The organism is Shewanella inventionis, from assembly GCF_014641855.1.
GTDB lineage: Bacteria > Pseudomonadota > Gammaproteobacteria > Enterobacterales > Shewanellaceae > Shewanella > Shewanella inventionis.
This window is the reverse complement of the sequence record NZ_BMII01000018.1, coordinates 34,790-50,724: the sequence shown is the minus strand read 5'-3', so window position 1 is coordinate 50,724 and position 15,935 is coordinate 34,790. Positions and strand designations below refer to the sequence as shown.

11 protein-coding genes are annotated in these 15,935 nt (G+C 42.9%); 2 read left to right on the top strand and 9 right to left on the bottom strand.

Going from position 1 to position 15,935, the window contains the following annotated elements:
- Nucleotides 1-370 precede the first annotated feature (370 nt).
- The gene (locus IEW93_RS11840; RefSeq protein ID WP_188739536.1) at nt 371-874 is read left to right on the top strand and encodes a tRNA-uridine aminocarboxypropyltransferase; all 504 of its coding nucleotides are present in this window, start codon (nt 371-373) and stop codon (nt 872-874) included.
- A 48-nt stretch (nt 875-922) separates the two neighbouring features.
- On the opposite strand, the gene IEW93_RS11835 is transcribed toward IEW93_RS11840, so the two are convergent.
- The 9 genes from IEW93_RS11835 to IEW93_RS11795 form a co-directional block, all read right to left on the bottom strand.
- The gene (locus tag IEW93_RS11835; RefSeq protein WP_188739535.1) at nt 923-1,648 is read right to left on the bottom strand and encodes a DUF6445 family protein; all 726 of its coding nucleotides are present in this window, start codon (nt 1,646-1,648) and stop codon (nt 923-925) included.
- Between the two features lie 8 nt (nt 1,649-1,656).
- Nucleotides 1,657-3,144: a tryptophan halogenase family protein gene (locus IEW93_RS11830; RefSeq protein ID WP_188739534.1), complete on the bottom strand. Its 1,488-nt coding sequence runs from the start codon at nt 3,142-3,144 to the stop codon at nt 1,657-1,659.
- A gap of 36 nt (nt 3,145-3,180) precedes the next feature.
- On the bottom strand, nt 3,181-4,140 hold the full coding sequence (locus tag IEW93_RS11825) for a cupin-like domain-containing protein (RefSeq protein WP_373284920.1): 960 nt from the start codon (nt 4,138-4,140) through the stop codon (nt 3,181-3,183).
- 104 nt (nt 4,141-4,244) lie between these two features.
- On the bottom strand, nt 4,245-4,967 hold the full coding sequence (locus IEW93_RS11820) for a SapC family protein (protein ID WP_188739533.1): 723 nt from the start codon (nt 4,965-4,967) through the stop codon (nt 4,245-4,247).
- A gap of 106 nt (nt 4,968-5,073) precedes the next feature.
- Nucleotides 5,074-6,654: a tryptophan halogenase family protein gene (locus tag IEW93_RS11815; RefSeq protein ID WP_188739532.1), complete on the bottom strand. Its 1,581-nt coding sequence runs from the start codon at nt 6,652-6,654 to the stop codon at nt 5,074-5,076.
- A gap of 337 nt (nt 6,655-6,991) precedes the next feature.
- Complete coding sequence (locus tag IEW93_RS11810) at nt 6,992-9,946, bottom strand: TonB-dependent receptor (protein WP_188739531.1); 2,955 nt, start codon at nt 9,944-9,946, stop codon at nt 6,992-6,994.
- 460 nt (nt 9,947-10,406) lie between these two features.
- Nucleotides 10,407-11,408, bottom strand: coding sequence for a LacI family DNA-binding transcriptional regulator (locus IEW93_RS11805; RefSeq protein ID WP_188739530.1), 1,002 nt, complete (start codon nt 11,406-11,408; stop codon nt 10,407-10,409).
- 66 nt (nt 11,409-11,474) lie between these two features.
- On the bottom strand, nt 11,475-12,803 hold the full coding sequence (locus tag IEW93_RS11800; RefSeq protein WP_188739529.1) for a glycoside-pentoside-hexuronide (GPH):cation symporter: 1,329 nt from the start codon (nt 12,801-12,803) through the stop codon (nt 11,475-11,477).
- Between the two features lie 98 nt (nt 12,804-12,901).
- Nucleotides 12,902-14,233 carry a GH1 family beta-glucosidase gene (locus IEW93_RS11795; protein ID WP_188739528.1) on the bottom strand — a complete coding sequence of 444 codons (1,332 nt, stop codon included), beginning with the start codon at nt 14,231-14,233 and terminating at the stop codon, nt 12,902-12,904.
- Between the two features lie 385 nt (nt 14,234-14,618).
- Between IEW93_RS11795 and IEW93_RS11790 the strand changes: the two genes are divergently transcribed.
- The gene (locus tag IEW93_RS11790) at nt 14,619-15,929 is read left to right on the top strand and encodes a sugar MFS transporter (protein WP_188739527.1); all 1,311 of its coding nucleotides are present in this window, start codon (nt 14,619-14,621) and stop codon (nt 15,927-15,929) included.
- Nucleotides 15,930-15,935 lie beyond the last annotated feature (6 nt).

The following is a 15,935-nucleotide window of genomic DNA, read 5'->3' as shown; positions in this document are numbered from 1 at the left end:
GGCGCATTGTTGAAATAATGGTTATTCCCTTCTAAGGCAATGCAACAAAGAAATGGACTGTCTGAGCGTCTCCTGCAAGGCGGGTTTCTGTGCCTTCTATGCTGCTTAATAGTATTTTGACGTACGACTGCATGGATGCAGGAGGTAGAGCAACGCAGGAGCAGTTGCCGAGAGCAACTATGCCTACAATCCTATTACTTGCCTAGAAGGCACAGAATTCCCGCTGAATGACCAGATAATTAGTGGAATTGGTATAAAGTATGGCCAGATAGCATATCTATTATGTAATCCATTATGTCTGCTGACAGCCTTATAAATGTGTTACATTGTGTGATTATTCAAGCCTATAGCAATCTTTGTCGGGAGTGTTGTGCAGTTTATTTTATTAACCCATCCAAGAGAGCGACTTCGCATCACTAACACCGGCCAATTGGTGTTGCAAGTGTTAGGTGAACGCGCCCGTGTAATTGAGTGGCACCGTAAGCAGCCAGATCCTGCATTAATTGCCGCCATTGATGCAGGACTTGTAGGTTTAGTGTTTCCAACAGATGATGACACGCCACTTGTGAGCTCAAACTCTGCTGATAATGTTAAGGCATCTGCAAAGGAGTGTACGCCACCTTTTGAATATTTGCTGTTGATTGACGCCACCTGGCAAGAAGCACGTAAAATGTATAATCAAAGCCCATATCTTAAAAGCTTAATTAAAGTGGGTTTGCAGCCAACACACGCCTCAATTTATCCCCTAAGACGTAATCAACTCGAAGGTGGATTATGCACCGCAGAATGCGTGGCTTTATTGCTTGAACAAGCCGGAGAGCCTGAGTTGGCACAACAACTGACTGAACGCTTAATGGGGTTTATTGAGCGTTAGTTTCCCCTTTTATGAACCACCGCCTCGGCACGAAGTTATAACCCTAGCTTACTGAAAGTCGATAAATATATTTGCCGTTAGGCGGCCAGTTTGCGGGTTTGCATCGATGTCGGTTTTTGGGTCGACTAGGGTTGAATGCAATAAATTGCCGGGATAAATCACCAGACGGTTGGGTTTATATTCTACTTGATGATACAAGTCGTAGTGATCGTTGCTGGCAACGCAATAGCCTGGGTTTGACTGAGTGATGTAATCGACAAAAGGTTGCGCCTTGGCAAAATATTGCTCGATATTGTGGTTGTTTATTCGCTCAAAGCCGCTGCTTTTGTGCCTAAAGAATCCTGTGTTGCCATGGGGGGCGTCATTAAGATAATGCAAAATGGCAAAATAATACGGATTAGGGGTGTCAAAATGTGGCATGCATTGTAATGGAACAAGTGCTTGTGGTTGGGTATCGATAAGTGAAAATACGCATTGTTGCGGTTTTAAGCGCCGAGTTGTTGGGATGCGGTACACATCGTAAATCATTTGGAACACAGCATTGATCACATCGATAATATACTGCCTTGGTAGTGCGGTACGTTGCCCTGGGTAAAACGAGTTTTTGTCTTGATTAAATTCACTGCTATTAATCGCGATATCAATCAGTTGATTGATATCGTCTGCAAAGTTATCAATCACAATAACTGGGGTTCGTTGTTGGCCAATCAATTGTACCTCAGGCACAATATGATTGACCTTGATGATGGATTTTGTTGTTTGCGGCGTTGGCATGGTTAGCCTTACATTGCCGTTGATTTACAATAATGCTGCACAAAATCATTATGCGCGGGCAAACTGTCAACTTTACGTTTAACCGTTGCTTTAATGTTGTTTAAAAAGCTTTGTAGTTCGGCAGGCTCCATTAAATCAACAATAGGGTGATATTCTTTAGGTATTAATCCCTGTCCCATCATGACCTGGATCCACGAACTTTCGCCAAACAGTTCATTACCATATTTGTACACTTTGCCAGATTGACTAAACATGTCGATACGGTGCTGCAATGAGGCGGGGATTGGCATGTTTTTACAGTAGCGCCAAAAACGGCTGTCTTCGCGGTCGGTGACTTTATAATGCAAAATAATAAAGTCGCGGATATTGTCCATTTCTATTTTGGTTTGCTGGTTAAATTCATCCACATCGGCTTGTATGATGCCGTTTGATGGAAATAGTTGCAGTAGGCGCACGATGCTGCGCTGGATCAAATGAATGCTGGTGGACTCTAACGGCTCTAAAAAGCCAGATGATAATCCTACTGCCACACAGTTTTTGTTCCAGTGTTGACGACGGGTGCCGGTTTTAAACTTAATCACTCGCGGTTGATTAATCGGTTTACCTTCAATGTTATTAAGCAGTAATTCAGTTGCGTCTGCATCCGAAATATACTTACTGCAAAAAACCATACCATTACCGGTTCGAGTTTGCAGTGGGATTCGCCATTGCCAGCCAGACTCGTGGGCAATTGAGCGAGTGTAAGGAATGGGTTGCTGTACGGCTTCAGTTTGTACGGCAATAGCACTGTCACACGGTAACCAATGGCTCCAATCATCAAAGCCAGTATTTAATGTTTGCTCGATTAATAAGGCTCTAAATCCGGTACAGTCGATAAATAAATCGCCTTCAATAACCTCGCCATTCTCAAGCTGTAATGCTTTAATTTCGCCAGAGTCATCATGTTGCAACACATCGGCAATTTTTCCTTCAATGCGTGTCATACCATGCTGCTCGGCAAATTTACGTAAAAATTTAGCGTATAAGCTGGCGTCCATGTGGTAAGCATGGTTGTAGTCTTGGTTGGGTAATACCGCAAACCGCCCCTGGCGAGCGGCCAAATGCTCAGTGCAATAATCACCGATCTCACTGACTATATTTTGTTGCATTCCTTTGACCCAAAAGTGCTGAAAGCCGCAGGCCCAGCAGTCTTTACCTAGAAATCCAAACGAGTGCAAATAGTCTTTATTCACGTCGTGCCAGTTTTCAAACTGAATGCCCAACTTAAACGTGGCATTGGTGGCAGCCATCACATCTTGCTCTTTTAAACCCAGTAGGCGATGAAAAAGATGCAGGGTAGGGATGGTCGCTTCACCAACGCCGACGGTGCCGATGTCGTCAGACTCCACTAATACTACGTCAAGGTTTTTGCCCATGAGTTTGCTAAATGCGGCGGCGGCCATCCAGCCTGCCGTGCCACCGCCTGCTATGACAACTTTTTTGATTGATTTATTCATCTTGGGCATCCTGTTTTATGTTTGCTGTGTTCAGCATTATCGTTTTAATTTATTAATTAACTCTGCGCGTAACTTTCGGGCGTTTAATTCATCTAAGGGTTTGCTTAGCATGCCTTTAGCATCATCTGGTATGTGACTATCGTCTACTTCGTCATGCTCAAAAATGTAATGGTCAAATATTGCTTTCCAGGCCTGGCGCTGCGCTTTTGGCAGTGAGCGTAGGCTTAACACACTGTGCAGGAGTGCGTTATTAGGGCGACCTAAATGCCCCGGCGTGTCGCGCCACCAATGAGTAATCAGTACGTTAATATCGTCAATACCGCGCACATGATGCCACCACATACTGGGAATAAATAACACATCACCTGGTGTCAGCTCAGCTGTTAATGAGGCCGCCAGTGCGTGTTTAAATTTAGGAAATCGTTCAAAGTCTGGCTTATCAAAATCCACCATGCTGATGTCTTGCCCGCCAGGAGCAAACTCCATCGGACCGACATAGAGGTTACTTATTTGCTCTGGCGGAAAAAGAGTAAAAGTGCGTTTACCCACTACGTTACAGGCGAGGTTAAGCGGAAAGTCAAAATGAGCGGCAACCTTGGTTTTATTGCCTAACCAAATACTGGTAAGCGGGTTGATTGGGCTAATATCAAGGCTATTTTGCTCTCCAAGACCGGGCAAAAAGTGATGGATATCTGTCGAGCCCATGTAAATGCCTGCCGGCGTTGGGCTGGCATTTTCTTGTTGTAAGCGGCTAACTAACTGATTGAAATCTAAGCGTCCTGCTTGATAATTAAAGCCATTGAGTTGTTCATTGTAAAAAACGCGCCCTTGCTGCTCTGGTGGCAAGTAATAAGCCGTTACGGCATTGCCTTGATAAAACTGGCGTAAATAATCTAACGCTTTGTCAGCAGACTCTAGCCCTGCTTGTACAACAGGCCAATGATGACATAAGCCTTTAAACACCATGGGTTTGTTGGCGTTTTTAACATAGTCCATCACCTGCGCTAACGACCAACCGCTCACACTGTCGACGGTTTGCATTGTGCCTGTGTGTACTGAGGCTTGAGCCTGGTTGCTGTGAGACATCAGCTGGCTTCCTTTTATCCTTGTGCGTTTTTAAGGTTAAGTAAATCGCGTACTTTGCTTTGTGAGGCAAGGGCCATGAAAATGGCTTGCAAGTAACCTTGTTGATGCAATGTCGCTAAGGTGTCTGCTGATAGCGTCGCTAGGGTGTTTTCGTTAATGGTATAAAAGCCGATCATTTGGTGTTTTTTACCGTTGTCGAGTTCGATGTCAAGGGTGAACGACTCAAGCAACTCATGCTTAATTAGCGCTTCAATAAACTGTTGGTTGTCGATAAGGCCATGGTGAATGAGCTCTAGCATTTCGCCGACTTCATCTAATAACGGTGTATTACCGCCATAGGGTAAAAATAGCGCTTCGCCTTCGGTTTGGCTCACTCTAGGATGATCTAAATCAATATGAATAACGCGCTGCTGACGTTCAACACCATCTTCGCGCACGGTTTGTTGACCAATTAAAAAAGGTTGGCGACGAACTGTGAGCGGAATATAAGATGCGTTCCAACCCTCATTTGATAAAAACAGGTTTTCATTTTGGGTAAACCCAAACAGTGCCACCGAATAAAACTGGCCTGTTGTTGCATCTTTGTGGAAGAAAATAGGGTAGTGAGCTTGAATACTGCGAAACTCTTGCGGAAAGGTCACGCTGTACCATAAGTTGTCGCCTAAAGCGGCTGAGCGGCTTGTGTTTATCTTTAAGTCTTTATGATCGATGCTATTAAGTAATACATGCTGAGTCATATTGTGTCCTATATTGTTCGTTCAAATACGTTATGTTGTTATGATTTTTATACGTGACGTCATCTTCAATTTAACAAGTGTCTAACGGAAACCCTCTGCCGTATTATCAAAGCTTTGGAAATCCATATTGTGCCACCTTATCGAGTAAAGCCCGGTTAGTCGGTAAGCTTTTACTCAATGCTTGTGTGCGCTGCTGGTTATCGGTAAACAGTCGCTGAGCCAGTTGCTGTAAAGACGGTTTAACCTGGCTAGGTAACTGGGTTTGAAACCCCATGCCATAAAGCACATATTGAAAACTGGCCGCAGGGAAGAGCGCTTCTTTATAGCTAATATCGTGTTGGCTTGGAGCCTGGTAACGCCATAATTCAAGCTGTGCCTGTAAGCGTTCAGGTATTGAGCTGTTTTGGCGATGGTCGCACCAATAGTCGTCGGCGTCTCGTTGGCTAATAACATAATGCAGCTTTAAAAAGTCAATAATTTGCTGCCAATGCTGCTGATAACGTAGGTTTACTCTATCTGCAATGGTGTCCATTACCTGACGATTGGGCGGTAATTGTTGGGCGAGTGTAGATGCTGTCCACTCGATTAACGCAAGGGCTGATGCTTCTAATGGCTCGATAAATCCTGCGGCCATGCCAATGGCAATACAATTATTTTGCCAACATTTAGCATGATAGCCAGGGTTAATAGTAAGCTTGCGTAGCTCAAGTTGCGAAGCAAGCTTGTCGCTTGTGCCATTTGCAGTAATATAGCGCCGCAATACTTGCTCTGCCTGGGTGTCGTTACTGTGGCTTGATGAATAAACATATCCAACGCCTTTTCGGGTCGGTAAGCCGATATCCCAAATCCAACCATTTGGCTGCGCGGTTGAGTGAGTGCAAGAGGCGATGGCGGTTGCCGGATCTTCATAAGGTACTTGTACGGCCAAGGCGCTGTCGTTAAACAAAACCGATTTTTGGCATAAAAACGGCACGTGCAAGTGCTCACCTAATAGCAATGATTTTACCCCAGTGCAGTCGATAAATAATTGCCCTGAAATCTCACCATGTTGCTTGGTTATCAGCTTTTCAATGTCGCCTTGTTCATTATTCACAATCTGTTCGACATGATCGTAAATATGATTAACACCGAGTTTTTGAGTGCAATGTTCTGTCAGTAACTGGCTAAATTTGCCCGCATTAAGGTGGTAACCATAGTTATTTTGAAAGTGATATTGCGCCGTTGATATGGTTTTAGGAGCTAAACCAAGCTGAGATACGACGTCCTGGTTACTCACGGCCTTAGCAAAGCTTACGTGTTGTGCATGAGGCAACCAAAATGGGCATAAATCGAGTTCTTGATGACCATGAGGTAGGCTAAATGGATGCAAGTAGCTGTTTGAACTGTCTGGGGTATCATTTCGCCAATGAATAAAGCGAGAGCCTTGCTTAAAGCTTGCATCACAACGGCGAATAAAGTCATTTTCATCAATGCCGATTTTGCTCAAGGTTGATCGCATTGAAGGCCAGGTACCTTCACCTACACCTATGGTGGCTACATCGGGCGATTCAATTAAGGTGATGTTGAGTTTAGGCGAGTGAGCCAATACGCCCTTGTCGACATTATGCTCGGCGGCGAGTAGTCCTGCCGTTATCCAACCGGCTGTGCCGCCACCAACAATGACTATTTGGGTGATTGGTTTTTGCATAATATCTACCTACGCTTTGGGCGTTATTGTTATTTTGATAATGTTGCAACGTTATGACGTAAAATGAGCATCACTACATCATAAGTAGAAATTTATAAAATGTAAGCACTTTCATGTTTTGATTATCACATTGTGTTTTTTAATACTTTGATTTTAAAGCTCGGTGTTGTGCTATCGCATTGTGGTCAGTATTAAAAAAGCAGTAACGTCCTTGTCACTTAATATATACAGATAAAAAAAGAGGTGCCAAAGTTTGAGCACCTCAACGACCTAAATAGGGCTTGATGTATCCCGCTAACACTGGGGGAAAGCGGGATAACATCAAGTGAGATACAACTTAGAAGGTGTAACGAGCACCAACGCTGTAGCGAGCACCTGTTTCGGTTAGGTTTAACACTTGCTCGTCAGCACGACCGTGAACTCGGGTATATTCTTCGGTAATGTTAAGCCCTTCGAAAAATACCGTTAGGCCTTCAACTTGCTCGATGTCATAACTGACAGATAAGTCAATTTGCGAGTAAGCTTCAGTGTACTGAGGGTTAGCACCAGTATCTTGACCGCGAGAGTTTAAGAACTCGTCACGCCAGTTGTAAGCCACACGAGCTTGGAAGCCGTAGTTTTCGTAAACTAATACCGCGTTTGCCGTATCACTTAGACCGATAAGCGCAGGTTGGTCTTCGAGTAAGAAGTTGTCATATTGGTCATCGCTATTAACGATGGTGTAGTTGGCAATAACACCAAATCCGGTTTCACCGAAGAAATGCTGTACCGCAAACTCCCAACCATCAATTACTGAGCTACGAGAGCTGTTAGATGGTGTGTCGATGAAAAACTCTAACAGTTCATCGTTATTAGCCGCACTACCTGCAATGGTCCCATTAGCGACATCTACAGCTGCATTATCGGCAAAGTTGTCGAATATGTATTGACGAACAATACCTGCATCAGACGAACCAGTTGCTTGAACCGCAGCTTGATATAAATCACCTGTTGCTGGGTTGTACATGCCATCATAAGTCGTAACAACGTTGGTGTTACTGATAAAGTTCTCAGTATCTTTATAGAAGTAACCCACAGAAACATAACTTGACGGTGCGTAATACCACTCTGCTGAAAAGTCGTAGTTTTTTGACTCTAAAGGTAACAAACTTGGGTTACCCGCTGAACCACCACCATTACTTTGGTTTGCAAGCGTGCTACGAACTGTACCACCTTGAATAGAGGTGTAGTCAGGACGACCTATGGTTTCGCTGAAAGCGGCACGCAGCATAACATCTTCAACTACTTCAATATTAAAGTTAATATTTGGTAGTAAGTAATCATAATCACCTTTTTGGGTTTCAAATACGCGATCGCCAGATGCCACGAGTGCGATTTCAGTATCACCCACCCAACTTGTGCCGTTATATCCCGCAACCGCTGAAGTTGATGTGACGTCAGTTTTCTCGTAACGTAACCCTACGTGGACATCATATGGCATGTCGCCAATTTCGCTGTCATAGTTGTATTGTACGTATACCGCTTGAGATTCTTCTTCGGTAAAACGGTCAACGTCAGACGCGTAATCTGTAGATGGGCAGAAACCGTTACCGCAATCACCCATAACAGATGAGGCGTAATTTGCAGCCGCGTAATCACGTACAGCATCAAAATCCCACACAAACATGGTGTTCAAAATGTCGTAAGTGCCAGTGCCATCAGAGAAATCGCCACCGTTAGCACTGAATTTATCGTGAATGGTGTCTGCAGGGAACCAAGCATCATCTAAATCACCAGGGCTACCCACACCACCCCAATCGTTACGCTGGACGTTAACTGATTGCGAATGGTTATTTACTGTGGTTAAAGCTAAACCAAAATCGATACTGCCAGCGTCTTCAAATACGTATTCACCGTCAAGTTGATATTGATCAATTTCTGATTTATTACGTGCATTACCAAATACAGAACCTGTTACCACCATGTCAGCAGGTGTAATGGCGTTACCACCACCCACGGCTAATACTGGTAAATCGCCACTGAAATCAGTCGCGGCACTAGTACGAACAAAACCTGCGGTACTTAAGGTATTGCTTGAGCCGTAAATGCTATTTGGTTTGTTTTCTGCCACAGAGCTGTGCGCATCGAATGTCAGTGTTAGGTCTTCATTGGCTTGCCACTCGATGTTAAAACCAAGTGAGCCACTTTCGTTTCTTACGCCATAATCACCAGTCGCCATTGATAAATCTTGAGCGCTTGCATAGGTTTCTGAATAGATTAATGGAGAAGAAATTGGGCCATCAGTCCAAACGTTTTCTGAAGGAGCAAACGTAAACCAGGCTGATACGTCATTGTATTGAGTATCAACGTCATTACGCATGTAGGTGTAGTCTAACGTAGTGGTAATAGAATCTACCGGACGATATTGTAAAACTAGCTGACCGTTAGTACGTTGACGTTGTTGTTCTTCAAAACGGTAAATGGTGGTTTGCGGTACAGAGTAGATATCACCTTCACCTGGGCGATTGACTTGACCGTCTTGTGGTACACCACCCCATTCAGCGGTACCTGCACCCCAGTCGTTATCAACTGTGCCAGGAAAGCTGCGCCAGCCGGTACCGACTTGAGCTTGAGCGTTGCCTGATTCACGTTCTTGGAAACTGGCAGAAATCGAAATACCAAATTTATCATCGGCAAAGGTATTAGAGTACAAGCCTGATAACTCAGGAGTCATACCGCCTTCACGCGTTGATTTGTCATCCATGGCTTTTGCGCCAAAGGTGGCTTTTAATCCAGGAGAGCTCAGTGGCTTATGGGTTAAAATATTGATGGTAGAACCAATACCACCCGTTGGGTTTTCTGCTAACGCGGTTTTAAAAACTTCAACGCCGCTAATACTTTCTGAGGCGATGTTAGCAAAATCAAATGAGCGTGAACCTGTTGTTACCGGCATTTGGCGGCCGTTCAGTGTTACTAGGTTAAAATCTGGACCAAAACCACGTACTGTAACTTTACTGCCTTCGCCGTTGACACGGTCAATCGAAACACCACTGATACGTTGTAGCGATTCGGCTAAGTTAGTGTCTGGAAACTTACCGATATCTTCTGCTGAAATAGAGTCTACAACGCCGTTAGAAGAACGCTTTACATCCATTGATTTAATTAAACTACCGCGAATACCCGTCACCGAAATGACTTCGATATTCTCGTCATTGGTTTCTTCTGCAGCATGAGCAGGTAGAAAAGTGCTCATACCAAGCACAAGCGATAAACTGGTCGCAAGCTTGGTTTTGTTAAATGTTCTTGTTTTCATCTAGGAAATCCCCATTGACTAGATTTTATGTCTTTCAATATTGCGAGTTGGGCGCAAATCGTTTTTGTAATTCTCCATCGGCGCTGTGATCATTATTTATAAATTGTTGTCATATAAAACAGCTAATGTAAGCGCTTACATAAAACTAGTGTAAATATTGATCTTAGTCAATAAAAATGATTAATAATTATTACATTTTGTTAACCGTCGTGATAGGGGGTAAATGGTGGTAACTATTAGCGATTGATTTTTATATATTTATTTTTTATCGCGATAAATTGGTATAAAATGTAAGCGCTTTCTTTTGTTGCGAGAAATGTTGCTAGTTTTGGGCGTATTTATCCGATAAATACGTCAGTATAGCAGGGTGATATTGATAAGCCGGTAGGTGGTGGTTGGGCATTGTTTTCAAAATTGAGTCAAAAACAATGCCATCACGAGTAAAAAACGCGATACTGGTTTAGTCTATGGCTTTGGTTGAGGTACGGATAAACAACTCTGGCGAAAACGAGCTTTCTACCAGGATTTCAGTGTCGTTATATACGTGCTGTAGTACCCATCTTGCTGCCATTTTACCCATTTCATGAATAGGGTTACTTACCGTAGTTAACTTAGGTGAAATATACTGCGGAAACGGGATATTGTCGTAACCAATAAATGAGATGTCTTCAGGCACTCGTAAACCGTGTTCTAAGCAAACTGATATTGCCCCAGATGCCATTTGGTCGTTGGCACACACCACCGCGGTAATTGGCTTGTTTAGCGATAAAAAATGCTCCATAGCCTCGCTTCCGCCCGCTTCTTTAAAATCGCTTTCGTAGTAGAGGGTGTCATCAAAGTCTATATTGTATTGCTTAAGTGCGCGTTTATGGCCTTTTAAGCGATCCCTTACGTCGAGCTTAAATAACGGCCCTGATATGTAGGCAATGTCTTTATGGCCAAGGGATAAAATGTGGTCGGTGGCCATAAAGCCACCTTGTTCATTTTCAAGGTAAACACAACGCTCTTTAATAGCGTCGATGTAGCGGTTAATAAACACAATCGGAGTAGGACCTTTGCTGAGCTCAATTAAGTACTCATCAGAGACGGCTTCAATATCTAAAATAAGTGCATCACAGCCACGGCTCATCAAAAAATCGACACTGTCTTTTTCTTGAATTTCATTACTGTGGCCTGCTGCAATAATAACGTGCTTGTTGGCGCCACGCAGTACGGTTTCTATTTCGGTCATCATAGGGCCGTAAAACGGACCATCAAGTTGCGACACCAACACGCCAATGCTATTGGAACAATTAGATGCTAAAGACTGTGCAATGGTATTGGGGCGATAGCCTAAAACTTGCATCGCATCCAATACTTTTTGTTTGGTTTTGTCACTGACTTTGGTGTTGTTGTTCATGACTCTAGAAACTGTTGCCAGAGACACTCCCGCCATTACCGATACATCGTAAATTGTTGCCATATATTCATTTCACGTTATTAAATTCAAATTAGCCTTGGAGCATAAGGCGCCAAGACTAACATGATTTTATTTTACTTCTCTATTTAATTCTAAGTGAATGCGATCAACTTGTTGATTATCGAGGATGTACCAACGCATCACAAACGCCACCAAAATAGATCCAATGGCGGGGTAAATAGTAAAGGATAATAAAATGCCTTGTTGGGTTTCTGCTGTTTGAGCTGTATCAGCTTGATATCCGTAACCAGCTAACAACCAACCGGCTGCAGCACCACCAATGGCAACACCTAACTTGATGAAGAAAATAACAGATGAATAAATCATCCCTGTGATGCGAACGCCATTTTTGTATTGACCATAGTCGACCACGTCGGCCATTTTTGCCCACAATAGCGGTGTGGCCATATTAAAGGTAAAGCCCCAGGCGATAAACATAAAGAAGGCTAAAACGACTTGTTCGCTTGGTACAAAATAACTTAACACACACAACGCAGCGGCAATAATTTGTAACCCTATATAGGCTTTTACTTTACAGATACGTTTAGCAAGAGGCTCTGCCAAAATACACCCAAAGATATTACCCACCATACCAAGAGTGATAAATAAGGTGATTGAGTCAGGCATATTAAGGTAATACTTAACATAATAAATGGCTAAGCTAGTACGCAGCACCATGCCAGATAATAAACACACGGCGGCAACAGCAAGTACCCGCCATTGATCATTTTTTAGCATGTCGCCAAAATCTTTTTTAAAGCTAGATTGTTGATCCACTGGTGGGTGTAAACGTTCTTTTGTGCCCCAAAAACACACTAAAAACATCGCTACACCTAAAATACTCATGGCGGTAATCGTCAGTTGATAGCCTTTGGCTTGATCGCCCTGACCTAAGAATTCAACTAAAGGCAATGTGAGGCCTGATACAAGTAGGCCACCAATCATGGCAAACACAAAACGGTATGATTGTACTGATACTCGCTCTCTTGGATCGGCGGTTAATACGCCGCCTAGCGCACAGTAAGGAATGTTAATTGCGGTATACACCATCATCAATGCTGTGTAAGTGACAAAAGCATAAATCATTTTGCCATCTTCAGTTAAATCTGGCGTGGTAAATGCCAACACACTGATAAAGCCAAAGGGCAGGGCAAACCATAATAAGTAAGGCCTAAATTTACCCCAACGGGTATTGGTTCTGTCTGCAAGTGCACCCATTAAAGGATCGGTTACCGCATCAATTAAGCGTACGGCTAAAAACATGGTGCCGACAAACGCCGGTGAAATACCGAAAATATCGGTATAAAAAAAGGTTAAAAACAGCATCACCGTTTGAAAAACGATATTACTGGCGGTATCCCCAAGCCCGTAAGCAATTTTTTCTTTAATACTGATCATACTTGCCTCAATAATTGTGTTTTTTGTTTTAATATGATGCGACTAGATGACTAAAATAAAGCCGTTCATAGATTAGGAACGGCTGTAACAGCTTTTTTTTATTTTCTATTAGCAATTAAGTCTTTGTAAGCGTATGCACTTGATTTAAGTGTTCGTTTTTGTGTTGCGTAATCGACATACACAATACCAAAGCGTTTTAAATAACCTTCTGCCCATTCAAAGTTATCCATTAAACTCCAAGCAAAATAACCTACAATATTAACGCCTTGTTCTATTGCATTATTTACAGCATTTAAGTGGGCGTCATAATAGGCGAGTCTGTCTTGATCATCCACTTTTCCGTCGATTAATTTGTCTGCCATCGCTGCACCATTTTCGGTGATGTACATCGGCGGTAATGGGTACAATTTGTGTAGTGAGGTTAATAAGTCAGTAAAGGCTTGTGGGTAAATTTCCCAACCAATATCGGTTTTAGGCTTATCGACCATATCAATTTGGCTAAAACCAAGAGTCGCATCAGCTTTATATACTGCACGGGTGTAAAAGTTAATGCCTAAAAAATCGATGGGTTGCGCAATAATGTCAAAGTCGCCTTCTTCCATTACTGGTACATCTTGCGGGTCAAAATCATTAATGATCTCTGGGTAGCAGCGGTCAAATAGTGGCTTGATGTACCATTGATTAAAATATTGATCGGCTTTGCTGGCTGCTTGCACATCTGCTATTGAGTCTGTTGCGCTGTAACACGGGGTAAAGTTAAGTACGATGCCATTTAGGGTGTTAGGGCTGTTTTTTTGCAGTACTTTCATTGCTAATCCGTGTGCTAGCAATAAATGGTGAGCAGATTGGCGACCATAAGACTTTTTGGCTAAACCGGGTGCGTGAACGCCAATTTCGTAGCCTAAATATGAGCTACAAAAAGGCTCGTTAAATGTGGCATACGAATACACCCTATCACCTAAAGCTTGAGTAATTTTGTCGGTGTAATCGGCAAACAAGTAGGCAGTTTCGCGATTTAACCAGCCACCATTGTCTTCAATGTGTTGTGGTAAATCCCAGTGGTATAAGGTCACAAAAGGTTTAATACCGCGACGATTCAACTCATCTAATAAGTCGATGTAAAACTGGACACCTTGCGCATTTACACTGCCGTCTTTGTGCAATACACGTGGCCAAGAAATTGATAAACGATACGCATCAACGCCGAGTGACTCAATTAAGTCAATGTCTTCACGCCATAGTTTAACGTGCTCACAAGCTTGCTCACCGTTTGAGCCATCACGGATTTTGCCAGGCGTGGCGCAAAAGGTATCCCAAATACAGGCTAAACGAGAATCTGCTGCCCCTTCAATTTGAAACGAAGCTGTTGCCACACCATAGGTGAATGCTTTTGATTGCATTTTCGAGTTAGCTGGTAACATTATTTTCATATTAGTTTTCACTTAGTATTGATTAAATTTGAGTCTTTGTTATTGAGAGTTTTTTGCGCTGAAACACCCGTTATAACGCGCTTGTCCCGATTTGCTCAATGATGAAAATATCTATTAGAGTACTTAAAAATCGTTGACATCAGTTATCGATATGTTAAAAATGAAAGCGCTTACATTGAGATTAGTGATTAATTACTCAAAGGTCAATAATTGATTTTGCAAATTAGTGGTTACCAGCCCGTAGGGGAGATGATTAACTTAGCTGAGCTGGGTTAATGATTTATGGGCATTGTATGTTGCTATTGATTTAGCGATTGAACGGTAGCGATTAATTATCATTTATTGATAACAACCCAATATAACGATTTATAACATAGGGAATGTCATGGCGACTTCACATCAACCAGAATTAACGCATGTTGATTCGACCCATCAAATCGGGGACTTTCGCTTTGCGTTAGTCGCGTTAACCTCTTTATTTTTCATGTGGGGGTTTTTAACCTGCCTCAATGATATTTTAATTCCATACTTAAAAAACATGTTTGAGCTTAATTACACTCAAGCCATGTTAGTGCAGTTTTGTTTCTTTGGCGCTTACTTTATTGTGTCGATTCCCGCTGGCGCACTAGTGGGTAAAATTGGTTATCAAAAGGGGATTATCACTGGTTTAGTGATTGCGTGTGTCGGATGTTTATTATTTTATCCTTCAGCGAGTTACGGCTCTTACAACATGTTCCTTTTTGCTTTTTTTATTCTCGCTTCAGGCATCACTATTTTACAAGTATCTGCTAACCCTTATGTCAGTGTACTTGGCCCTGCTGAGACGGCATCTTCACGATTAACCTTAACCCAAGCCTTTAACTCTCTTGGTACAACCGTTGCGCCTTTCTTTGGCAGTTGGTTAATTTTATCAACGGTAGAACACGATGAAAAATTAACTGAAGTGGGTGAGGTGATTGGGCAGCTATCTGTACAGCAGCAAGCAACAGCAGTACAAACGCCCTATTTAATTTTAGCGGGCGCCTTATTTGCCCTAGCGCTTATTTTTATGCTGTTAAAACTGCCGCTATTAGGCAAAAAAGTGCTGAGCACAAACAGCGAGCCTGCTGGCAGTGCATGGCAGTATCCGCATCTAGTGTTAGGCGCCGTAGGTATTTTTGTTTACGTGGGTGCTGAAGTCGGCATTGGCAGCTTTTTAATCAGCTTTTTAACTCAAGACGACATAGGTGGGTTATCTGAGTCACAAGCAGCTAACTATATCGCCTACTATTTTGGTGGTGCCATGGTGGGCCGCTTTATTGGGGCGGCTGTGATGCAAAAAGTGAGAGCGGGTAAAGTATTAGCCTTTAATGCGCTTTGTGCTTGTGTATTGGTGGTTGCAGCCATGTTTAGTGCAGGCAGTGTGGCAATGTGGGCTTTATTGTTTGTAGGGCTGTGTAACTCGATCATGTTCCCGACCATTTTTAGCTTAGCGTTACAAGATTTAAAACAACATACAAGCCAGGGCTCAGGTATTTTATGTTTAGCCATTGTCGGCGGCGCCGTTTTACCTTTATTGCAAGGTGTTATGGCTGACAGTTTTGGTATTCAATTAGCCTTTATTGTGCCATTAGTTTGCTATGGTTTTATTGGCTACTACGGTTTAGTGGGCTGCAATGCAAAGCGTCCTCAGTTTAATGCACAGCAGCAGGGATAAGGAAAC